A 21,285-nucleotide genomic window follows, 5' to 3' on the forward strand; every position below is an offset into this window, starting at 1 on the left:
GGTGTCGCTGGTGGCGCCGGCCGAGGCGAAGGCGGGCGATTCCAGCGCGCCCGACTACCTGACCCGGATGGAGCACGCCATGGTCAGCCAGAGCATGGAGAACCTCCTGACCTTCCCGTTCGTGAACGAGCGGGTCGCGGATGGCCGGCTCCAGATCCACGGCGCCCATTTCGGCATCGGCAACGGCGTGCTGCTCGTGCGCCAGCCGGAAACCGGCGATTTCGCACCCATCGCCGATGGTTCGGGCATGCCGATCCGCCCGTCCGCCACGATCGCCTGCACCTGACGCGGTCGCGCGGCCGGGACGGGGCGCTGCGCCGCGAGAACCTCCGGAACCTGGGATCCGGTGCAAATAACTGGATCCGGTGCCGCGGTGAGGGGCACCGGGCCCTCGCGGCTCGGCTCCGTCAGCGGCTCGGACTTGCGACGGTCAGAGATCTTCGCCTCGAACCTGTCGGATCGCGGAATCTCGCATTTCACCGGCGCCGAGACCGCCGATCTTCCAGTCGCGCCTCACGCTGGAGGGCCGGGGCGCAGCGGAGGCTTCGCAGAGGGTATTCGGGCTTCGCGCGGCGTGCTCCGTCGAGGCTTGCCGCCGCGGGCGTCCCAGGATCACGGTCAGGAGCGGCGTGATGGGGTCGAGCCGGCTCTCAGTTCGCGGGCTCGAATAGGCTCGCGCCTCGGACATGGCGTGAGCGCGCATCGCAGCGACGTCCGTTTCCTTCATCGCTGCCGAAAGGGCGGCGGACGTCCAGGCCTGGAGATCCAGCCTCGTGGCGCGACAACCGTGCTTCGTTGTTGTTCGGGATTCTGATGCAAACGAGACAACCTGAACAAGCGAGGGATCGCTGCCTTCTGCAGTTCTTCTCTGCGAAACGGCCTCGCAGCATGATTGTGCGTCCCACGCCCCCAGCTCCGTCGCGCGTGACAGATCCTCACCAGAGGCGCGCGGTCTTGGCGAAGGCTTTCCCCGCCACCGTGAGACCGTCGAGCACCGCCCGCCCATCCGGGGCAACCCGGACCTCGACGAGAACGTCCTTGCGGGCTGTCCGGTCGAGCTTGGCCGGATCGCCCTGCGCTCCGTACCACTGCTCGATGCCGTAACTCACGGCGCCGGTCAGACAGGCGGGACGCTGGCAAGTCGCAGGCTCGGACGGCTGGCCGCCTGGCCTGGCTCGGATGCCCAGGGGAGCCCCCTGGCGGGCAAGCGTGGCCGAACCCAGTTGGCCCCTGATGAACAGGCTACCCTCTTGCGGAGGCTCGAACAGCACCTCTTCCGCCCTGTGGATGCCCTCGGCATCGGCGGCGAGCCTGAGATAGACGACCCGACCGGTCTCGAGGCGGCAGCTCTCGCGAGCATCGAGATCGCAGCCGAGCGGCCGTGATCGTACGCCCAGACCCTGGAGCCGTCCGATCTCGTAGGCGAGGACGCTGTACTCGCCGCGCAGCAGGTCGCGCGGATCTCGCGTTTCGACGGCAAGCCGGACGGAGCGCCCGTCGTGCAGCCGTTGCGTTTGCTGCCACGCCAGATGCAGCGAGGGCATCACCTGGATCGCGAGCAGGCCGGCGAAAGCCGCGCCGAGCGCGAGACCGTTCATGCGGCTCTCCCGTCGATGCGCCGGGCAGCCCAGCGACAGGCCACCAGGGCGAGGGTCACCAGGAGCGCGCAGAGCAGCAGGTTACCCGAGAAGGCGATAAGATTGCTGGACGCGGCGAGCATGCCGACCGTCAGACCGGCGGTCAGCGCCAAGCCCCAGCCGTACAGCTCGCGCCTGTCCTCCAGCTCACCGGCCACGACGAGGGTGAGCGCCGGAACGATGCCGCCCCACACGGTCCAGAACGTCGAGGGCTCCCGGCTTGCGCCGGCGATGAGCCACACCAGAAGCGCCAGGGCGGATGCCGCGAGGACGAGGAGATCGCTCGTGAGGAGTGTCGCCCGGGCCGGCGACCGGCGGCGAGCCAGGATGAAGGCAGCGAGCGCGATCGCGGCAAACGCCAGGGCCACCGTGAAGGCGGGTCGCGCACCGCCGAAGCCGAGCGTCCGAACGGCTACCATGACGATGCCGATCAGGTTGAGTCCGACCGCGGCGCGCGCCAGGGCCTGGGCGCCGTCGTGGAGGCGAGGGGGCCATCCTCCTCGCGGCGGCACGCGGGACAGGAGGTGCCCCAAGGCGAGGGCGAGCGCCGCGACGGTCAGGATCCGGTCCGGCGGCAGGAGGACCGTCAAGCCCGCCGGCGCGCCCCCGAGGTGATTGGTCAGCACGATCAGGAGCAGGAGCAGCGTGAACTCCCGGGCCGGAAGCCAGCCGGTCAGACTCGCGACGAACAGGGCTGGGCCCAAAGTCCAGAACCAGAGCCCTGCTCCGGAACCGGTCTCACCCCGCAACGAGCCGAGATCGAGACCATTCAAGCCCGCATCGGCCGCGATGAGGGCGATGCAGGCGACGATGGCCGCTCCGCCGGAGCGCGTGATCAGCGCCGTCGCCGCGCCGAGGATCGCGACGGTGACGGCGAAGCCCCGGGGATCGGCGGCCACGTGGAAGGTCTGGCCGACCAGTGCGAGGGTGGCGGCCGCGATCGCGAGGGATAGCGTCGCCAATCCATCTACGACCCGGCGCGATGATCTGATGCGATCGCGGCTGAGGCGGCGGGCCGCGAGATAGGTGCCGGCCACCGCCGCGGTGTCGGCGAGGACGAGCACGACGAGCCGCGCGGGGGGTGACATCGCGGACCAGTTCGCCGCCACGAAGGCGATGACGGACGGCGCCACGAGCAGGAGGATGCAGAGCGCCAGGGCCGTCTGAAGGGGCCGCAGGCCGCGGGCCGCGAGGGCGTGAGCGGCGATGCGCTCAGCCTGCTCCGGCTGGATCAGGCCGCGCTCCTGCCAGTCGCGCAGATCGCGCCGCAGGCGTGCGGAATAGGACAGCGGCATGGGCAGCCTTCATGCGATACTGCGCATTCTACGAGGCGAGAATTAAAACGGGGCTGTCGACGTGGAATGTAAGTTTTCGCACCTCAAGATATGCTTATCATCGGCTGAATATTCTGAAACTGATTGACGGGGCGGATCGGTCGTCGCTGGTGACGCCGATCCTCGCGTCGTCGCCCGCGTGACCGAACGGAAGTGGCGATGCCGGTTCGGCGGCCAGACGTCCGGGGCGCTTCCGGTCGCGCCGGGGATCGCTGACTTCGGCGGGAGAGGGGCGGGACAAGCGTGCCCGCGCATTCTCAGGGCTCGATCCGAAACCAACATGCTGGCCCGGGCCGGATGTGCCCGACCGCTTCGCGCTTCATGGACCACTCGGCGGCGCCTCGAACGCGGACGTCGGCGCCTCGGTCATGCCGCTGATTCACCTCTGACTCTCTGCGCGCCTGATCGTTCGGGGCTTGGCAGTCGCGCGGGACGCGCGGCGCAGATCGGACGTCGTCGGCGCTTCTCGAGGCTCACCGGCGCGGCGCCCTCGCGGCTTGCGCCGTCGCCCCGCTTGCCGCGTCCCGCTCCGATGCTGTCGCAGCGCTCGGCGGTCGTTCCGGTCGTATCGGCGCTCTATACCGCCCGGTCCCGCGTTCGGTTCTCCGCTGCCCGGCCTCGGGCTGGGAGAGGGCGCACCCATGCGGCCGGCGAGGCGCGGTCGAACGCCGTCCGCTCCCGGTGATCGCGCCGGGATACGCCGCGCGGGGGTTCTGCGTTCAAGCTTCGCGAGCGTCACGAGGCATTCGCCCCTGCCGGGATCCGCCGCCCGCCACCGTGACGGTCGCCCGCGGCATGGTCCGATCGGGAGCGTGCGCGCGGGCATCGTCACGCGGGCCGTCATCGGCCGGAACGCCGGCTCTACGCTGCGCACAAGGTCTCCCGCGCCGCCAGACCTCACGCGGTCGGAAGCAGGCGGAAGGTGGGAGATCGGTTCGGCCGCGTGGCGAAGGAGCCGACCGGCATTACCGGGCCGTCATCGTCGAGGACAAGGTCGTTGTCCCGCAGCAACCGCGCCAGGACCAGCACTGCCTCCGAAGTGGCCAGTTGCGCCCCGATGCACACGCGGGGCCCCGCGCCGAACGGCAGGAATGCGTGGCGATCAGGCTTCTCGGAGCCGAGGAATCGTCCGGGGTCGAAGCGCTCGGGGGAGGCCCACAGGCGCGGATCGGTGTGCAGCAGGGTGAACGGCATCAGCACGATGGCACCGCGCCTGACCGGTACACCGCCCAGGTCGTGGTCCGCCACCGCCTGGCGCGCCGTCATGTAGGCCGGCGGGTAGAGCCGCAGCGCCTCATCCACCACGGCGCGCGTGCGCGGCAGGGAGCCGACAGCCGACGCGGCCCCGCTTGGGGACAGGTCTGCCCGCCGCGCCTCCCGCCGGATGGCGCGGCGCCACGCGGGCGCGTTGGCCAGCAGGTAGCAGGCCCAGAACAGGGTCAGGCCCGTCGTCTCGTGCCCGGCGAAGATCATCGTCGACACCTCGTCGGCCAGGAGATCCTCGTCCCGGTTCCCGTAGGCCTCGGCCAGGAGGGCGAAGAGGTCGCGCGGCGCCCCCGGGGGGTGAGAGGCCCGGCGCTGCGCGATGATCGCCAGGATGAGAGCCCGCCAGCGCCGGCGGAAGCGTGAGCGGCGGACGGTGGTGAACGTCGGCACCCAGTGCGGCAGGATGAAGTCGCTGGCGCGGGGCCGTCCGATGCCGCCGGCGTAGGACAGGAGCAGGCCGCGCAGCTGCGGTCCGAAGGTGCCGGACACCAGGGAGAACATGCTCGTGCAGGCGACCCCGAGGCTGAGGTCCTGCATGACGCCGAGCAGATCCACCGGTGCCCCGCGGGATGCCTCCAGCGGGGCGAGCGTGGCCTCGGCACAGGCGGCCATGTGGTGGGCGAGCAGGGTTACGGTGCGGGGTGTGAAGGCCGGCGCCAGGGTCCGGCGCTGCCGACGCCAAGCCTGCCCCTCGCTGGCGGCGACGCCGCGTCCGATGAGAGCCCCGAAGATGCGGTCGCCGGCCGCGATTCGCCGATAGAGCTCCGGACGCGTGGCCAGCACGTCGCGGATCGCCTGCGGACCGGAGGCGACGACGACATCGCGGCCGAACATCGGCAGCACGAGGACCGCCTGCTCGCGGCACCGGTGCGGAAAGGCGGAGTAGGCGTTACGGCGCAGGCCGTGCAGGACGCCGAGAGCGCCCACGCGGTCCGGCGCCAGCGGCGGCATGGGCGGGGTGAAGGAGGCTTGCCCGGGCGTGTCGGTCGCCTCGCTGATGATGTCCATCGGGTATCCTCATCGCAGGCGATGGCGGCCGTGCGTCGCGCCCCGCGTTGATACCGGGCCGCCGACGCTTGGCGCGAGGTCGGATCACGCGGGTCGGGTCAAGCATGCCCAAGATACCGACGTGCCGGGCCGGCCGATCCGGGGGGCACACCGCTACGCCCGTCTCCGCGCGTCGCTGATCCCATGGCGCTCGACCCGTCTGCGAACTGGCGCCGACCGGTCCGTGCGGATCCTGATCAGTCGAAGCCGGAGGACGTCTCCGGCGCCGACATCGCGGGGTCGGCCACCCGCAATGGCTCGCGCGTTGGCTTGCCCCGTGCGAGCACGGCCGAGGCGGTCCTGCCCGCCGACGACAGGGACGACCCCGCGCGCCTGCTCTCGGGGTTGGCGATGCGCGCGAGGTAATCGGCCTTGCTCGCCTGCATGTGATCGACGGCGAGCTGCGCGAGCGCCCAGCGATCGCGCCCGCGCAAGAGCTCGATCATGGTCCCATGCTGATCGACCGAGAGTCGGAGGCCGTCGGCATCCGCCAGGTTCTTGGCGCGCATGGGCAGCGTGAGGCCCATGTAGTCGGTGAGCGTGCGCACGAGGTATGGGTTCCCGCACGCATCGAACAGGGCGATGTGGAAGGCGTCGTTCGCCTCGTGGATGCCGCGCAGGTCCCGCTTCTCCACCGTGTCGCGGTAGGCGTCCTGCAGCGCGTCGAGGCTGGCGATCAGACCGGGCTCGGCCGGCAGCGCGATCATCAGCATCGCCTGCCGCGTGAGCATCTCGCGGACTTCGTAGATCTGCCGCACCTCCTCGGCGGAATAGGACCTCACCGTCGCCCCAACGTTCCGCTCCCGCTGCACGACGCCCCGGCGCTCCATCTCCACGAGGGTCTGGCGGATGAAGTGACGGGAGGCGCCGAAGCGCACCATCAGGGCATCCTCGGTCAGGCGCGCTCCGGGCGCGAGGCGCCCGAACATGATGTCCTCCTCCAGGAGCGCCACGACGCCGCCGATGCCCTCGTGCCGGAGCGGCGGGACGGGACCCGCTTGCCGGTCCGCGGTCACCGCGCTTCCGCCCGACCGGCGAGTCGGTAGCAATCCTCAACGAGCCGCAGCGTCTCGAGATTGTCGGCCGGTGCCGTCTCGAACGGAGCGCCGTCGTCCAGGCGATCGACGAAGTGGGCGATCGTGGCCGCGTAGGATTCCTCGTAGGCGGCGGCGAGGTCGAAGGTCCGGAGCCGGGTCTCGCGCCCGGTCATCGACAATTCGGAGCCTTGGAGCCGGATCGCACCGTCAGGACCCAGGATCTCGAGGCGATCGGGGGCCGCGGGCGGGGCTCCGTGTGCCGCCAGGGTCGCGAAGACTTGCACCGGCAGTTCGCCGGCGCCGGCAAGTTGGATCAGCGCCGTATCCTCCCCCGCGAGGTCCGGGCAGGTCCGGCTGGTCGTGCAGGCGGCGACCTGCAGCGGACCCAGCAGCATCCGCAGGGTATCGAGGTGATGGATGAGGACTTCGGCGACGAGCATCCGCGCCTCGTCACGCATGAACGGCTGGCGTTCCAGGGCGGGGAAGTGCCCGGCGTCGTCCGGAAGGGTGCCGCTCGTGACGAACTCCAACCGGGCCGCGAAGGGGCGCCCGATGATCCCGGAGCGAAGCCACGTCGCGATCTCGCGGTAATAGGTGCGGAACCGCCAGTTCTCGTGCACCATCAGGCGCGACCGGCCCTGCACCGCGGCCACCAGAGCCTCCGCCTCGGCGAAGGTCGGGGCCAGGGGCTTCTGGCAGAGGATCGGCAGCCCGTGATCGGCCGCCAGGCGGACAAGCTCCGCATGCACCGCGCGGGGGGCGGCGACATCGACGGCGTCGAGTCCGCCCGCCGCCAGCATGTCGTGGGCGTCGGCGTAGGTGTGCGGGACGTGGAACGCCCGGGCGCGCGCTTCGCGCTTCTCGGCGGACGGGTCCGCGATCGCCACGACCTCGGCACGGCCCCGCAGGGCGGCCCAGCCCTTGAGATGATGCTGCGTGACCCATCCGGCCCCGATCAGGCCTATCCGTCGGACGGCGCTCAATGGACCCCTCCAGCCCGACCCGGGTCACCGCCCGGTCGCGAGAGCGCGGGGACCGCCGCGGTGGACCGGGGGTCGAACAGGAAGGCCGCATCGGGCCGGAAGAACAGGTCGACGACCTCGCCCACCCTCGCGCGGGTGTCGCGCGGCAGGCGCGCCGTGCACTCGGTTCCGCCCTCCGTCTCGACGGCGAGGAGCGTCTCGGCGCCGAGGGGTTCGACGGCGAATACCCGCCCGCGGATCCGGCCCGCCGCCGCGGCCCCGGCGGCCTCAACGGACAGGTGTAGGTCCTCCGCCCGGACGCCGAGCACGACCTCGCCGGCGGCAAGGGGGGCGAGCACGGCGGGCGACCAGCGCGTGAGGGCGGTCTCGATCGCGGCCGTGCGGACCCGATCACCGCCGGAGACCGGCACGGTGAACAGGTTCATCGGCGGCGCGCCGAGGAAACGGGCGACGAAGGTGTCGGCGGGGTTCCAGTAGACGTCGAGCGGTTTCCCGACTTGGGCAACGCGCCCGCCGTTCATCACGCAGATCCGCGTCCCCATGGTCATCGCCTCGACCTGGTCGTGGGTCACGTAGATCATCGTGGAGGCGAGCCGATGATGCTGCTTGATCAGCTCGTTGCGCGTGTTGACGCGCAGGGCCGCGTCGAGGTTCGAGAGCGGCTCGTCGAACAGGAACACCATCGGCTCGCGCACCATGGCGCGCCCCAGGGCGACGCGCTGGCGCTGCCCGCCCGACAGGGCCTGCGGTTTGCGGTCGAGGTAGGGGATCAGGCCCAGCATCGCGGCAGCCTCCCTGACCCGCCGCTCGACCTCGGCGGACGGCGTGCGGCGGCGCTTGAGGCCGAAGGCCAGGTTCTCGGCGACCGTCATGTGCGGGTAGAGGGCATAGGACTGGAACACCATCGCGATGTCGCGGTCCTTGGCAGGCACGTCGTTCATCGTCCGCCCGTTGATCGAGAGCGTGCCGGACGAGATGGTCTCCAGGCCCGCGATCATGCGCAGCGTCGTGGACTTGCCGCATCCGGACGGACCGAGGAGCACCATGAATTCGCCGTCCCCGACCGTGACGTCAACGTTGTCGACCACGACCGGCCCGCCGGAGCCGTAGCGCTTGCAGATCCTGGACAGCTGAACGACCGCCATCTCGGCCCCCTTACTTGACGGCGCCCGCGGTCATGCCGCGGATCAGCTTTTCGGAGAAGAAGACGTAGGCGAGGATCACCGGAACGACCGAGATCATGACCCCGGCCGCGATCATGCCGATGTCTTGGAAGTGGTCGCCCATGAAGGCCCGGATGCCGATCGGCAGGGTGCGCTTGTCCGGGTCGGTGATGAGCACCACCGCGAACAGGAACTCGTTCCAGAGCTGGATGAAGTTCAGGATCAGGGTGGTGGCGATCGCCGGCATGCCGATCGGCAGGACGATGCGGCGGAAGATCTCGATGTCGCCGTAACCGTCCATCTTGGCCGCATCGAACAGATCCTGCGGGATCCGGGCGAAGAACCCCTCCAGCAGGTACACCGTCAGCGGCAGCTGGAGCGAGACGTAGACGAGCGTCAGCCCGAGCAGGCTGTTGTATAGCCCGTAATCGACCAGGATCTGATAGAGCGAGATCAGGGTGATCTGCGGCGGGAAGATGATCGACGAGAACAGGATGCCGTAGATGATGCGGTTGCCGCGGAAACGGTAGCGGGCGAGGGCGTGGGCGGCCGCGGCGCCAACCAGCGTCACCGCGGCGACCGCGGCGACGACGACGATGGTCGAGTTCCAGAAATAGGTGGCGAAGTCGGAATCGACCCAGGCGATCCGGAACTGCTCCCAGTGGAACGGACGGGGCCACGCGTAGTGGTCCGCCGAGATCTCGCCCGTGGTGCGCACCAACATGGTGGCCAGCCACAGGAACGGCCCCAGCGTGTAGGCGGTGTAGGCGGCGATCACGACCGCGAGGGCGGTCCGGCTCGCCAGGAAGCCGCCCCGCCCGCGGGCCGGGGGCAGGGTCGCGTCGGCGCTCACGTCAGTACTCCAACCGATCGCGGGATTTGAAGACCCGGTTGAGAACGATGACGGCCGCGCAGACCACGCCGAACCAGACGGTCGCGATGGCCGACGGGTAGCCGAGATCGAAGGTGTTCCAGTTGAAGGCGCGCTTGTAGACGTAGGTCGAGACCGTCTCGGTCGCCCAGAGCGGCCCGCCGCCGGTCATGATCCAGACGAGATCGAACACCTTCATCTTCCCGATGAAGGCGAGGACGTAGAGGTTGAGCAGCGTGGGCCGCAGCATCGGCACGATCACGTAGCGGAGCTTCGCGCCCCAGCCGCAATTGTCGAGTTCCGCCGCCTCCAGAACCTCCGACGGCAGCGCGTGGATGGCGGCCAGACAGACCACCATGTTGAACCCGGCCCATTTCCAGGCATGCGTCACGATGAGGGCCGCCAGCGCCGTGTTCGGATCGCCGAGCCAGGACCGGGTCAAGGCGTCGAGCCCGGCGGCCCGAAGGCCCTCGTTCACCACGCCCCAATCGTAGTTGTAGATCCACATCCAGAGGATCGCGACCACCACGTAGGAGAGAAGGACGGGCGTGAACCACGCCACCCTGAAGAAGCGCGAGAAGGGAATGCCCGCATAGAGCGCGAGCGCCAGGAGGAGGCCGGTGGCGACGTCCAGGATCGGGGCGACGAAGGCCCACACGAACGTATTGCGGACCGCAATCCAGAACGTCTCGTCGCCGAGCAGGTCGCGGTAGTTGGCGAGCCCGACATAGCTGCGCTCCGAGCCCTCGATCGTGAACAGGCTGTCGAAGATCGTCCGGAAGGCCGGGTAGGCCGTCAGGCCGAGATAGATCACGAGCGCGGGGGCGAGGAAGACGACCAGGACAAGCCAACTCGCCCGGCGCGGATCCGACACGCGCCCGATGGCCGGTGCGCGTTCCAAGGGTGCCGCCTCGGTCTCGAGCGCAGTGCTGCCCGCCACCGCGTCAGCTCCCTTTGCGGCAGGCCGCGTCCATCTTGTCGGCGGCCTCACCCACGCCGATGAGCCCGGCCGGAAGGGCGTTGTTGATGACCTGGGTATAGGTCTCGGCGCACTTGCCGCGATAGTACATCAGCGGAGTGCCGAAGAAGTAAGTGGCGCCCGTGTTGCGGGCGTTCAGTTCCGCGAAATAGTCGGCATGGCTGGAGTTGATCTTTGAGGGATCCGACTTCAGGCCGGTCTGCTGGGATACCTGCTCCGTCCATTTGTCGCCGTTCCCGACCGTGGCCATGGATTCGAGCAGCGCCCCGGCGCACGCCTTGTTCTTCCCGCGCGCGTACATCACGAAGCTGCCGGCGACCGCCAGCGTCTTGCAGGTCGGGCATTTGCCCTCGTCCATGGAGGGGAACTGCATGATGCCGAGGGGAAAGCTCGTCGGCATGCCGCCGCTCTCCGGCGAGGCGAAGGCTCGTCCCGTGAACCAGCTCGGATCCGGGAAGGTCAGCGAACCCGGCTTCTGGTAGAAGTAGTAGTGAGACTCGCCCAGTTTCAGCGTCGCGAAGCTCTTCGGATAGGCGCCGGCATCGACCAGACCCTTGAGCCAAGTCATTACCTCGACGACGCGGGGGTCCTTGAACGACAGGTTCCCGTTCAGGAGCTTCCCGTAATCCTCGGTGCCCAGCTTGCGCAGGAGCGACTCGAAGAGAAGCAGGCCGCCGGGGAACGGCCGGTCGCCGACGCCCTGGGACACCGGCGTGATGCCGGCGGCGGCGCCCTTCCTGACCAAGTCCGCGAAGCCGGATTGCGTGAGCTGGAAGGAGGGCGGTACCTCGACCCCGACTTTCTTCACCAAGTCCTTGTTGTAGTACAACTCGACCGTGTACGCCTCGACGGGCAGACCGTAGACCTTGCCTTTGTAGGTCCAGGCCGGCTTCGCCCAATCCTCGAGCTTGGCCAAGTCGACATGACCGTCGAGCGGTTCGAGGAAGCCGCCCGTCAGGAACTCGGGTTGATCGGGCTCCAGATAGAAGACGTCGGGTGCCTGCCCTGTACGGACGGCGGATTTGGCCTGCGTGTAGATGTCGGCTTTGGGGATGAAGCTCAGCTTGACCGCGCATTGCTTGTTGGCGGCCTCGAAGTCCCGGACGCGCGCGGCCACCCAATCCTTCTTGGCCGGTTCGTCGGGCCAGTTCGACCACATGGTGATCTGGACGGGCTCGGCCGCCGCGGCCGTTCCGGCCGCGAGCAGGCTCCAGGCGAACACGGCCGCCATCCCGGTGCCCGCACTGCGCATCGCACCTTCCTCCCTCGTGATTGTTGCGCTGATCGTCCGTGACCGGTCCGAAGTTGTCAATAAAAATGCGGTCTGTGAGCACGGCCGTGTCGACGGTGCCGCTGATCCCCTATGTTTTATCGATAATCTCGTGGGCGGCAGCGCATTCGCGACCACCAGCACTGTCAGCTCCCTCCAAGTCCTCCGTCGGACGGGGTCACGGGTCGTCGAGGCCGGCCGGGGCATTCACGCACAGCCGCCACGATGCGCGGATCGCAGGGATCCTGACGGTCGTCGCACGCGCGATAGGGTCGACGACGCCGGTCGACACGGCGACCGGGATGGCCGCCGGCAGGACGACCCGATCCTGTTGCCGGATTGCACCGGGGTGCCACGTCCGTCTGGCCGGGGTCGCGGGCCGGGACCGGATCCTCAATCCTCGGCGGGATGACAGAATCTGGAGATTGACAAAGCCCTGTCAGATAGCAGTAGCATAAAATTAACGCTTACGGAATCTGGCGGCTCGGAGACGTTTGATGGCATGGTCGCCGTTTCGGAATGGTTTGTTTTCGGCGGATCGGGCGGTCGACCTTACGGACAGCAAGCGGTCGCAGGCGGTAGTACAATACCCTCAGCGTGAAGAATTGCGTTCTAGTGGTGCGGCTGAGTTGCAGACAGCAGCAGTTCAGTCGCCGTCGCGTGATCCGCTCGATGCCATCGGGCAGCGCGACGAATTGGTCCGCATGCGCGTCAGCGAGATGAGCGGCCGGCTCGAAGAACTGAAGTCGCTGCAGGAAGACTTTTCCTCGGTCCTCACGCCCCTGATCGCCATCTCCGAGGAGCTTCCGCGCGCCACGATGCGGCTGGCCGAGGTCGAGGCGCTGTTCGCCAAGGAGCAGCAATCCGCCCTCGCGGCGCGGCGGGAGGTGGGCGAACTCGCCGTCAGGACGGCGACCCTGACGAACGAGTGCGCGGCGATGACCGCGGAGGTCACCCGTCTGGAGAGCGGTATCCACACACGGGATATCGAACTGGAGCAGCTGCGCGTCAGCGTACGCGACAAGAGTCTCGCGACCGAGAACTACGAACGGCAGCTCGCCGCCGAGGTGGAGCAGACGAAGGCCCTGTCCGGCGAGAACAAGGCCCTGCGCCTCGAGGCGCAAGCCGCCGATCAGGCCCTGTCCCGGTCGGAGCGCGACCTGGCCGAGACGCGCGAGCGCTTCGCGATCCTCGACCAGGACAATCGTCGCCTTCAGCTGCTGTGCGAGGAGCAGGAGGCGCGGCTGGCCGACACGGTGGCCCGCTACGAAACCTTGCGCGAGGAGGCCGAGACCGAGCGGCAGCGGCTGCTCGCGATCGAGGCCGATTTCGCGGCCGAGGTCGCGGCCCGCCAGAAGGCGGATGCGCAGCACGAATCCGAGATTGGCGGGCTGCGGACGGAGCGGGCGAGCCTCACGATGAAGCTCGAGGCCGCGACCAACCGCGCGTCAGCCACCGAGCAGCTGCTGGTTCAGCTCCGCGCCCAGCTTCGGGAGAAGGACGAGGCGCTGCGCGTGGCGGAGCGGACCGTCAAGGAGGCGGTCATCGAGCGCGCGACGGCCGACCGCCGGGTCGAGGCGGTCCAGGCGGATCTCGCCCGCCAGACCGAGCGCCTGCTCGACGCGCAGCGGATCCGGTCGGACCTGGACAACCGGTGCGACATGCTGGCCAAGGCGCTGGCGGCGAAGGATGTCGCGGTGGAGCAGGCGACCTCGCGCGCAGCCCTCCTGTCCGAGCGCATGGAGCAGCTGGCGCGGCGCCACGAGGCCGAGATCCAGGAACTCGAGGTGGCCAACCGCAGGCTCGTGGAGGATCTGCAGTCCGAGCGCTCCGAGCGGGCGATGACGCAGGGGGCGCTCGACATCGCCCGCGAGAGCCGCATCGCCCTTCAGAAGCAGTACGAGTCGCTCAAGCGGGACACGCGGCGCTTCCGCAGCTTCGACGACGGCGACGCGTCCGCGCAGGCCGAGCCCGCAGCCGGACGACCCGCGGCGGCCGCGGACGCGAAGAGTAACGTTCGGCCCTTCGTTCCCTCCGACCGCGTCAGCTAGCTTCGAAATCGGAGATTCTCATCATGCTACGTGTGGAGGCGGCATTGGCAGACCAAGCGTTCAAGGACTCGAACTCGTCGATGACCGCGACGTGGCTGATGCGCGGGATCAAGCCGGACGGTTCGATGCCCCTGCAGCAGGAGGCCGCGGTCAATACCCGGTCCGAGACGCTGCATCGCGAGGCCTCCGAGGTTCACAAGATGCCGGGCGTGTCCCGGGACTGGTCCTCGGCGCTCGATCTGATCCGCGAGGCGACGGAGGCGATCAGCATCAACGAGGAGCGCGTCGCCGATCTGGAGGCGCAACTGCACCAGGTCACGACGACCGCCAACGAGGAGATGCGGGAGCTCAACGTCAAGATCGCGGCCGCCGAGCGTCGGGCGCAGAAGGCCGAGGAGCGGGCGCGGACGGCCGAGGCGAGGGCCAACGAGGCCGAGACGTGGCTCGTCCGCATCCACGATGCGGTATTGAACGGCTTCCGCCGCAAGCCCAGCGCAGGGTTCGCCCCCATCGAAGTCGGCGGTCAGGACCTCATCGAGGCGCAGCAGGCGTCGGAGAACTGATGCGCTGATCGTCAGCCGCTCATGGACGCGCAGTCGCTGAGCCGGACCAGTCTGGTTGCCGAGCGCTCCCCGGATCCGCGCGCCCCGGAGGGGGATCGCGGGCTTCCGCAGCGTCTGCCGGAGCCGGCCCTGACCCTGCAGATGATCGAGGCCGCGATCCAGAGGCAGCGCTTCGTCGAGGACGAGGGCGAGCGGATCTTCGAGCGCGCCCAGCACCTGCTGGCCTCCGTGAAGGCGGAGCGGACGCGCCTGCTCGGCGAGATCGAGCACCTGCGGGCCGACCTTACCGAGACGCGCAACCTGTTGCGGCAGACCTGCCGGGACCTCGCGGAGGCCGAGCATCGCGCGGAGCTGGCGGAACGCCGCGCGACGGATCTGGGGGCCCGCAACGAGGAGATGACGAGCTTCTGCGTCCGCCTCGTCGATGCCGTCGAGCCGATGCTGGGACCCGACGCCGTGCTGGCGGCCGGCAGCACGGACCGGTAGCCCGAGTCGGCAAGTCTTCCGGCCACCCCGTGAGCCCGACATGCCGGGGATCGTGATCCGCCGAGGCGGGCAGGCCGGGGCGAGGTTCAGGATCGGGGAGACGCGGTCGAGCGAGCCCGGAATTCACATGCCCGCACCGGCACTTTGACCGAGCGGCGGGATGGAAATGTTCCGGCCGGTCGCCTCTTGAACCTGACGACCCTGAGGACGGACCGGAGCGGGAGACCCCGGGGCCTCCCGCGCTTCTAAGCGTCGACCGGTCACCAGAAGTGCATCAGGGTTTCCAGCATCCGGTTGGCCAACCCGGCGCTTTCCGGGTGTTTCTCGGCGTACTGGACGATCTTCTTCTGTGCTGACAGCGCGGCCGCTCGCGCCTTGGGTGAAGCCGTGAACGCCCGGAAGGCGTCGTTGCCGCCCGTCGAACTGGGCAAGCCGTTGTATCCGGTGGACGTTGCGGCGACGGGATTCGGCGCGCTTCCCGTATCGACGGGAGTGCTCGAAGTCGTGGCCGCCGGTGTGGGGACCGTGTCCGTACCGGGCGGCGACACAGGTACGGTGTGATCTGCCACGGTGGCAGTCGGTACGCTCTGCGTTTCGCTTCCACTCGCTGCCGTGCCGGTCGAGCCGGCGCTGGAGAGAGAAGGAGCCTGCGGCGCGACCACGACGGGCTCGGTCTGACTTGGCGTGCTCGCGGTGTTCGCGGCGCCGGTTGTCAGCTGATGATCCGTGTCCGCCCCGGCTAACGTCGGGCTTGGGCCTGTGTTCGTGGCGGTATCGCCCGAGCTGGCGGTCGTACCGCCGGAAACGGTGTTGCCGTCGCTCTGGCCGGTAGTGGAGCGGCCCGGGTTGTCGCCGGGGCCGCTGGTGTTCGTCGCGGTGGTGGTGGTCTGCCCGGCGGTGGCGGTCTGACCGGTGGTGGTGCCCGAGCTTGTGCCGGTGCCGCCGCTGGCCGTCGCGGTGGCGGCTCTCGCGCCATACAGGCCCGGATCGCGCCCATCCGGCGCGGAGACGGCACCCTGCGTTACGGCTGTCGCATTCGGGTCGTTCGAGTAAGCGCGGATGTAATCGATGTGCGACGCGATGGAGCCGCCCGAGGCGCCGTCCTGCGTCGCCAGGTTGGTCATCAAGTACATCGGACTTCGCATGTCCGACGGCGTCGCCTGGGACCCCTTCAGCTCGCCGTCGACGTAGAAACTGATCCGGTCCGACTGCCAGTTCACGCCGTAGGTGTGATAGCCGGCCGGATTAGCGCTCGCGCTGAAGACCTGACGATTGTCCTGCCACGGCACGCCGTTCTGCGAGTCGGTGGTGTGGATCGTGCTGTAGACACCCGCGTCGTAGTTTCCGTAATGCTCGACGACATCGAGTTCCTGCCAGCCCCCGGCCTTGTTCGGATCGGCGATCTGCTTGTCGGGCATCAGCCAGAACGCGTCCCAGGCGCCGGACTGGGACGAGAAATCGGCCCGGACTTCGAAGTGGCCGTACTTCTGCGAGAAGTTGCCCTGCGTGGTGATGAGGCCGGATTCCCAGCTTCCCGGATAGCCGGACGTGGTCGGATCAGGCTTGGCTGTGATCGTCAGCGCCCCGCCTTGCACGCTGAACGGATCGTAACCCGAGCCTGAATCGACGAACGATGAACGGCCGAAACCGATGTCGGAATTGGCATCGTAGCGCTAATCCGGGCGGATATCGGCATAGGTGGTGCCGGCACCTGTCTGGGAAATGCTGCGCGTATCGAACTCGTCATCAAAGGTTAGCTTATAACCCGACAGATCCGGAAAGGATATTTTCCCCATTTCGACGGCAAGAATCAGCCATTCGTCTTCGTTCTAAGACATCTTGCCTGCATTGCTCGGGCCGGACATTGCGACCGGCGCCATGATCAGACTGGTATTCCTATTAATTTATCTGTGGAAACACTACTCAGGCGGTTGTGATGCTGTCAGGCTTTATGTCCGGGATGTGCCTGTAAACGATGATCACCCCGTCGGCGGCAGCACGCCCCAAGGGGAGGTGGCCGCGCGATCGCGGCTGACGCCACACGATCCCCTGCGCGAAGACGGACTGGAAGGCGCGCCGCAGCGAGGCGGTGCCTTCCGGACACACCGATATGGCGCGCGGCGCGCACAGGCGGCCTCGCCCGATCCGTCCCAGCCCATCGTCCCCACTGCGACGGCTGATCACGCCGACGTTACCAGTAGCCTAATGTTACACTCTTTGCGTGGGCGACCGGCCGCGCAGTCGTTGCGACCGGGGCGGCTGTGGCCTGGATGGGGGCATCATGGACCAACGGACGCCTGCCGACCTGACGCACGACGTGGTGGGCGCGGCACGCGCCGTGTCCCTGTCGGCGGCGCAGCGCGCGCGGGCCGAGGATCGCGACGACGGCTTCCCGAGCGACGATGTCGCCGACCTCGTCCGCCTCGGCTTGTTGGCGGCCCCCGTTCCGGCGGGGTGGGGCGGGGCCGGCCTGGGCGAGGAACCGGGAGCCCGGAACCTGATCGACGTTCTCCGTCTCGTCGGCTCCGGCAGCCTCGCGCTCGGACGGGTCTACGAGGGCCACGTCAATGCCCTGCAACTCGTCGCCCGCCACGGCGATCCCGATCAATGCGCGCGCCTGTTCGCCGATGCCCGGGCCGGCCACCTATTCGGCGTCTGGAACACGGAGCCACCCGGCGGAGGCCTCCTCCTCGCGGAAGACGAGGCCGGGTATCGCCTGACCGGCGTGAAGACCTTCGCGTCGGGGGCGGGCTTCGTGACTCGTGCCCTGGTCACCACGCGAGCGCCGGGCGGGGAGGGGACCCTCATGCTGGTCGTTCCGCTCGCGCCCGTGGCCGGTGCCGACCTGTCCCCCTGGCAGGCGCAGGGCATGCGCGCCTCGGCCACCGGCACCCTCGATTTCGACGGCCTGCGGGTTCCGGCCGACGCCGTGCTCGGCGGACCCGACGGTTACTTCCGCCAGCCGGATTTCTCGGCCGGCGCGTGGCGCTTCACGGCGGTTCAGCTCGGCGGCATCGAGGCGGTGTTCGACGCGTGGCGGACGCACCTCGTCCAGCTCGGGCGCGGCGCGGATCCGCATCAGCTCGCCCGCCTCGGCGAGGGGGCGATCGCCGTCGAGGGAGCGCGGCAATGGGTGGTCCGGGCGGCCGCCCTGGCGGCCGACGGAGTGCTGGCCCCGGAGCGGATGGTGGCCTTCGTCAACCTGTGCCGGCTCGCGGTGGAGAAGGCCGGCCTCGACGTGCTCCGGCTGGCGCAGCGCTCCGTCGGCCTCCAGGGCTTCCTGCGGACGCACCCGCTGGAGCGGCTGTCGCGCGACCTCGCCACCTATCTGCGTCAGCCCGGACCGGACCGGGCCCTCACGGCGGCGGCGGCCGAGATCCTCGCGACGCGCGACAGGGTGGGCGATCTCTGGGGCGGAGACGCGGCGTGACCGCCGTCTCCCGCTTCCCCGCGCCGCCGCTCGGGGAGGGGCGCCGATCCGCGGTCTGGCGCGACACGCCGCGGCGCTACGGCCGCATCAGCCGCGGCTTCCACTGGGTGATGGCCGCGCTGTTCGCGTGGCAGTTCACCGGCGCGATGCTCTACGTCACCATCGGCGACACCGCGGTGACGCGCTTCGTGGGCGGCAGCCACTTCACCCTGGGCGCGACGCTGTTCGTGCTGGTCCTATTGCGCGGGGCCTGGGGATTCGCGAACCTCCGGCGGCGCCCGCCTCATACGGGCCGCCTGGGGCGCGCCGCGACCATCGGGCACGGCGTGATCTACGGCCTGATGATCGTCGTGCCGTCTCTGGCGTTGCTCCGCCAGTACGGCTCGGGCAAGCCCTTCGCGCCCTACGGCATCCCGTTCATGCCCGGGCGGGACAGCAAGATCGCCTGGATGATGGTTCCGGGCGACCTGTTCCATTACTGGCTCGCCTTCGTCCTGCTGGCCGTCATCCTGGGTCACGCCGCCATGGCGGTCCTGCACCGCATCCTCTGGAAGGACGACGTGCTGGTGCGCATGACCTGACGGCCAGAGGGCGGGCGGCGCTTCGCCCCGCCCGCCCGCATCCGCTCAGACGAAGTGCGCGGGCAGGCCCAGCGCCTGCGCGTACACCATCAGCGCGATCGCGCCGCCGATTAGGGTGGTGGCGATGGTGATGCGGTTGGTCCAGGTCATTGTAGCCTCCATCGGGTTCGCGACTGTGTTCGCGCTGTGACCCCGATGTATGCTCAAGCTTTCGCGAACGACGTGCTCCGGAACACCTTCGGATCAATGCCGCCGCGGTGCCGGGAGCGGCGGCCGGTCTCGATCCGGCCGATCATCCTCTCGTCCGTGGACGGACCGGGGATCGTCGGCGGCCGGCACTTACCGGCGCCGGCTCCGCACGGAGGCAGTCCCGAGCACCGCGAAGGCCGTTGCGGCGCCGACACCGAGGAGGCCGGCCGCCGCGGTGAGCGGGTGCAGGGTCGCCCGCGTGTATGCGCTGCTGCGCATGACCGGCACGGGCGGATCGCCCCGGGTCTCCCCGGCCGGGATCGGCGCGTGCAGGGCGCCGTCCGGGTTGCGGGGAGCGCTCGCGCGCTTCTGCAGGGCGACGATCGCCGGGGCGAGGTAATCGTAGGCGCCCGGAGCAAATTCCTTACCGGCCGTGAAGGCCTTGCCGGCGCCGCCGACGAAGATATCGCGCTGCGGATGGACGGCGGCGTGCAGGACGGCGTTGGCGACCTCGTCGGGCGGATAGATCGGCGGCGGCAGGCTCGGCTCGCGGTCCATGTAGTTGCGCGCCCGCTGAGGCAGGGGCGTGTCGATCGAGGCCGGCTTGATCAGCGTCACCGACACCGGCGCCTTCTCGACCATCAGCTCCATGCGCAGGGCGTCGGTGAAGCCCTTCACCGCGTGCTTCGAGGCCGCGTACATGCCCTGGAACGGGAAGGCGAGGTCCGAGGCGATGCTCCCGACGTTGATGAGCGCGCCGCCATGCTGGCGCAGGTGCTCGGTCGCCACCAGCGATCCGAACACCGTCCCCCAGAAGTTGGTTTGGATCAGGCGCTCATGGTCCGCGTCGCTGATCTCGCGCAATCGCCCGTAGATCGAGACGCCGGCGACGTTCACCCAGGTGTCGAAGCCGCCGAAGGTCGCCTCGGCCGAGTCGGCGACGGCCTGCACGTCCGCGCGGTTGCCGACATCGGCCACGACGTGGATCGCCTTGCCGCCGACGCCCTCGATCTCGGCCCGGATCCGCGCCAGGGCGTCGCCGCTGCGCGCCGCCAGGACGACCCGGGCGCCGCGCTTCGCCGCCATCCGGGCGGTGGCGAGGCCGATGCCCGACGAGGCGCCGGTGATCACGATGACCTGCTCGCGGAGCGGCTTGTGCTTCATGCGGTGAACCCCGATTCCATCGTGCGCCGGCGCGGCCGTCGCACGTCAGGCTATCCCCTCAGCAGGGGGCATTGTTCCTGGAACGGGGGTGGTGTCTGCGTCGCAGGGGCCGACCGGTCTCTGCCGGAGCGCTGGAACCCTGACGGTTTCCGTGGTGCCGTGCGCTCCTCAGGGAGGAGGTTCGGCGAGGCCGTGCGCCAAGCGGGTTCGGGCGCCAACTCGCAGCGGTGGGAATGGCTGGCGACCGCCGTTCACGGCTCGCCGCGATCACGGCGCCGACCCTCGTCGTTCACGGGACGGACGATCCTCTCATTCCGCCTGCCTGCGGTGCGGACACGGCGGCTTCGATCCCGGATGCCGAGATGATGTTGATCGCCGGGATGGGCCATGACCTGCCCCCATCCCTGTACCGGGTCATCGCCGATGCGATCGAGCGAACCGCTCGCCGTTCAACCAGCTTGGCGTGAGGAGGGTAGGAAGGGCACCATCAGACGGGCACCATTCCAGGGGGGCCGAGCGGCTGCCTCCGAGAAGGCGGTTGTGTCGTCCCTACGGTCGCGATGGGTCCGAAGCGGCCGTGAATGACGGTCTGCCGGTTGCGCCTGCGTGACGAACCGGCCGCACTCGGTCTTCGCGGCATGATCCATCGGCCTAGCGTCGGGCGCGGGGCCGGGATCGATTCGGACTGGATCGAACATCGCCCGCGTGACGTTCCTCTCGAGCTACACTGGCCAAACAGGAGGAACGCTCGTGCGTATTCGCTATCTGCTGCCGCTCGTCGGCTTGCTCGCGCTCACGGCCTGCAAGGACGAGAAAAAGGCCGAGAACCCCGCGCCTCCGCCGCCCCCAGCCAGCACTGCGCCGGCAAACCCCGCGCCTCCAGCGACGACGACGAATCCGGCCCCCGCCACCAAGCCGTAACCAGGGTGCCGTGACGCTGGCGAGCCCTGGGGCGTTACCCGAAGCCGCAGGGCTCGCCCATCCGACCGGAGCGCCTGACGCCGCACCGGTCTGGAGACTTCGACCCGACCGAACCGCGCGGGACGGCTGCGACGGATCGCAAGCAGCCGCCCGTTCCCTGTGTTCGAGACGGGTTCTGGTGTCAGCGTCCGTAGATATCCTCGACGCGGATGATGTCGTCCTCGCCGGTGTAGGATCCGACCTGGACCTCGATCAGCTCGAGCGGGATCTTTCCGGGATTGGCCAGGCGGTGCATCGAGCCGATCGGCAGGTA

The 21,285-nt window shown here is 69.2% G+C and carries 18 protein-coding genes and 1 pseudogene; 7 read left to right on the forward strand and 12 right to left on the reverse strand.

Annotated features, from left to right (window positions below):
- A partial coding sequence (locus MKK82_RS12030) for a carbonic anhydrase (RefSeq protein ID WP_279602950.1) occupies positions 1 to 286 on the forward strand: 286 nt, incomplete at its 5' end.
- Positions 287 to 935: 649 nt separating this feature from the next.
- Here the strand turns inward: MKK82_RS12030 and MKK82_RS12035 are convergent.
- The 9 genes from MKK82_RS12035 to MKK82_RS12075 form a co-directional block, all read right to left on the reverse strand.
- Positions 936 to 1,598: a GDYXXLXY domain-containing protein gene (locus tag MKK82_RS12035; RefSeq protein WP_238291501.1), complete on the reverse strand. Its 663-nt coding sequence runs from the start codon at positions 1,596 to 1,598 to the stop codon at positions 936 to 938.
- The gene (locus MKK82_RS12040; protein WP_238291502.1) at positions 1,595 to 2,932 is read right to left on the reverse strand and encodes a DUF2157 domain-containing protein; all 1,338 of its coding nucleotides are present in this window, start codon (positions 2,930 to 2,932) and stop codon (positions 1,595 to 1,597) included. Before MKK82_RS12040 ends, MKK82_RS12035 begins: the two co-directional genes overlap by 4 nt.
- A gap of 936 nt (positions 2,933 to 3,868) precedes the next feature.
- Positions 3,869 to 5,245, reverse strand: a complete 1,377-nt coding sequence (locus MKK82_RS12045) for a cytochrome P450 (RefSeq protein WP_238291503.1) — start codon at positions 5,243 to 5,245, stop codon at positions 3,869 to 3,871.
- A gap of 236 nt (positions 5,246 to 5,481) precedes the next feature.
- A complete protein-coding gene (locus MKK82_RS12050) occupies positions 5,482 to 6,213 on the reverse strand; it encodes a GntR family transcriptional regulator (protein ID WP_238291520.1) in 732 nt (243 codons plus the stop codon).
- Between the two features lie 83 nt (positions 6,214 to 6,296).
- A complete protein-coding gene (locus MKK82_RS12055; RefSeq protein WP_243985839.1) occupies positions 6,297 to 7,304 on the reverse strand; it encodes a Gfo/Idh/MocA family protein in 1,008 nt (335 codons plus the stop codon).
- The gene (locus MKK82_RS12060; protein ID WP_238291505.1) at positions 7,301 to 8,449 is read right to left on the reverse strand and encodes an ABC transporter ATP-binding protein; all 1,149 of its coding nucleotides are present in this window, start codon (positions 8,447 to 8,449) and stop codon (positions 7,301 to 7,303) included. The genes MKK82_RS12055 and MKK82_RS12060 overlap by 4 nt, the downstream gene beginning before the upstream one ends.
- Positions 8,450 to 8,459: 10 nt before the next feature.
- Positions 8,460 to 9,320 carry a carbohydrate ABC transporter permease gene (locus MKK82_RS12065; protein ID WP_243985841.1) on the reverse strand — a complete coding sequence of 287 codons (861 nt, stop codon included), beginning with the start codon at positions 9,318 to 9,320 and terminating at the stop codon, positions 8,460 to 8,462.
- A 1-nt stretch (position 9,321) separates the two neighbouring features.
- A complete protein-coding gene (locus MKK82_RS12070; protein WP_238291507.1) occupies positions 9,322 to 10,278 on the reverse strand; it encodes a carbohydrate ABC transporter permease in 957 nt (318 codons plus the stop codon).
- 4 nt (positions 10,279 to 10,282) lie between these two features.
- Positions 10,283 to 11,569: an ABC transporter substrate-binding protein gene (locus MKK82_RS12075; RefSeq protein WP_243985843.1), complete on the reverse strand. Its 1,287-nt coding sequence runs from the start codon at positions 11,567 to 11,569 to the stop codon at positions 10,283 to 10,285.
- A 515-nt stretch (positions 11,570 to 12,084) separates the two neighbouring features.
- Here MKK82_RS12075 and MKK82_RS12080 point away from each other — a divergent pair.
- From MKK82_RS12080 to MKK82_RS12090, 3 genes are read left to right on the forward strand one after another with little or no spacing between them, the layout of a single operon-like run.
- Complete coding sequence (locus MKK82_RS12080; protein WP_279602951.1) at positions 12,085 to 13,638, forward strand: chromosome partitioning protein ParA; 1,554 nt, start codon at positions 12,085 to 12,087, stop codon at positions 13,636 to 13,638.
- Positions 13,639 to 13,661: 23 nt separating this feature from the next.
- The gene (locus tag MKK82_RS12085) at positions 13,662 to 14,201 is read left to right on the forward strand and encodes a hypothetical protein (RefSeq protein ID WP_238291510.1); all 540 of its coding nucleotides are present in this window, start codon (positions 13,662 to 13,664) and stop codon (positions 14,199 to 14,201) included.
- 21 nt (positions 14,202 to 14,222) lie between these two features.
- Positions 14,223 to 14,687, forward strand: a complete 465-nt coding sequence (locus tag MKK82_RS12090; RefSeq protein WP_238291511.1) for a hypothetical protein — start codon at positions 14,223 to 14,225, stop codon at positions 14,685 to 14,687.
- Between the two features lie 260 nt (positions 14,688 to 14,947).
- Here MKK82_RS12090 and MKK82_RS12095 read toward each other — a convergent pair whose 3' ends face one another.
- Positions 14,948 to 16,282 (reverse strand): glycoside hydrolase family 16 protein, encoded by a 1,335-nt coding sequence (locus MKK82_RS12095; protein WP_238291512.1) that lies wholly within the window; start codon positions 16,280 to 16,282, stop codon positions 14,948 to 14,950.
- A 686-nt stretch (positions 16,283 to 16,968) separates the two neighbouring features.
- Here MKK82_RS12095 and MKK82_RS12100 point away from each other — a divergent pair.
- Together MKK82_RS12100 and MKK82_RS12105 are read left to right on the forward strand one after the other, a co-directional pair.
- Positions 16,969 to 18,117 carry an acyl-CoA dehydrogenase family protein gene (locus MKK82_RS12100; protein WP_243985845.1) on the forward strand — a complete coding sequence of 383 codons (1,149 nt, stop codon included), beginning with the start codon at positions 16,969 to 16,971 and terminating at the stop codon, positions 18,115 to 18,117.
- Entirely contained in the window at positions 18,114 to 18,698 is a 585-nt protein-coding gene (locus MKK82_RS12105; protein ID WP_243985847.1) for a cytochrome b, read from the forward strand. The genes MKK82_RS12100 and MKK82_RS12105 overlap by 4 nt, the downstream gene beginning before the upstream one ends.
- 339 nt (positions 18,699 to 19,037) lie before the next feature.
- On the opposite strand, the gene MKK82_RS12110 is transcribed toward MKK82_RS12105, so the two are convergent.
- Positions 19,038 to 20,051, reverse strand: coding sequence for an SDR family oxidoreductase (locus tag MKK82_RS12110; RefSeq protein ID WP_238291516.1), 1,014 nt, complete (start codon positions 20,049 to 20,051; stop codon positions 19,038 to 19,040).
- 191 nt (positions 20,052 to 20,242) lie between these two features.
- On the opposite strand from MKK82_RS12110, the pseudogene MKK82_RS12115 reads away from it, so the two are divergent.
- Positions 20,243 to 20,518, forward strand: a pseudogene (locus tag MKK82_RS12115) (alpha/beta fold hydrolase); the annotation flags it as partial.
- A 635-nt stretch (positions 20,519 to 21,153) separates the two neighbouring features.
- Here MKK82_RS12115 and MKK82_RS33905 read toward each other — a convergent pair.
- A partial coding sequence (locus MKK82_RS33905) for a hypothetical protein (protein ID WP_238199363.1) occupies positions 21,154 to 21,285 on the reverse strand: 132 nt, incomplete at its 5' end.

Source organism: Methylobacterium sp. E-046, from assembly GCF_022829625.1.
Lineage (GTDB): Bacteria > Pseudomonadota > Alphaproteobacteria > Rhizobiales > Beijerinckiaceae > Methylobacterium > Methylobacterium longum.

What these genes read in the sequence shown, in the direction of transcription:
- MKK82_RS12035 (WP_238291501.1), bottom strand. Translation starts at nt 1,598, where the DNA reads ATGAACGGTCTCGCGCTCGGCGCGGCTTTCGCCGGCCTGCTCGCGATC.
- MKK82_RS12045 (WP_238291503.1), bottom strand. Translation starts at nt 5,245, where the DNA reads ATGGACATCATCAGCGAGGCGACCGACACGCCCGGGCAAGCCTCCTTC.
- MKK82_RS12060 (WP_238291505.1), bottom strand. Translation starts at nt 8,449, where the DNA reads ATGGCGGTCGTTCAGCTGTCCAGGATCTGCAAGCGCTACGGCTCCGGC.
- MKK82_RS12040 (WP_238291502.1), bottom strand. Translation starts at nt 2,932, where the DNA reads ATGCCGCTGTCCTATTCCGCACGCCTGCGGCGCGATCTGCGCGACTGG.
- MKK82_RS12110 (WP_238291516.1), bottom strand. Translation starts at nt 20,051, where the DNA reads ATGAAGCACAAGCCGCTCCGCGAGCAGGTCATCGTGATCACCGGCGCC.
- MKK82_RS12100 (WP_243985845.1), top strand. Translation starts at nt 16,969, where the DNA reads ATGGACCAACGGACGCCTGCCGACCTGACGCACGACGTGGTGGGCGCG.
- MKK82_RS12050 (WP_238291520.1), bottom strand. Translation starts at nt 6,213, where the DNA reads ATGTTCGGGCGCCTCGCGCCCGGAGCGCGCCTGACCGAGGATGCCCTG.
- MKK82_RS12075 (WP_243985843.1), bottom strand. Translation starts at nt 11,569, where the DNA reads ATGCGCAGTGCGGGCACCGGGATGGCGGCCGTGTTCGCCTGGAGCCTG.
- MKK82_RS12090 (WP_238291511.1), top strand. Translation starts at nt 14,223, where the DNA reads ATGGACGCGCAGTCGCTGAGCCGGACCAGTCTGGTTGCCGAGCGCTCC.
- MKK82_RS12085 (WP_238291510.1), top strand. Translation starts at nt 13,662, where the DNA reads ATGCTACGTGTGGAGGCGGCATTGGCAGACCAAGCGTTCAAGGACTCG.
- MKK82_RS12080 (WP_279602951.1), top strand. Translation starts at nt 12,085, where the DNA reads ATGGCATGGTCGCCGTTTCGGAATGGTTTGTTTTCGGCGGATCGGGCG.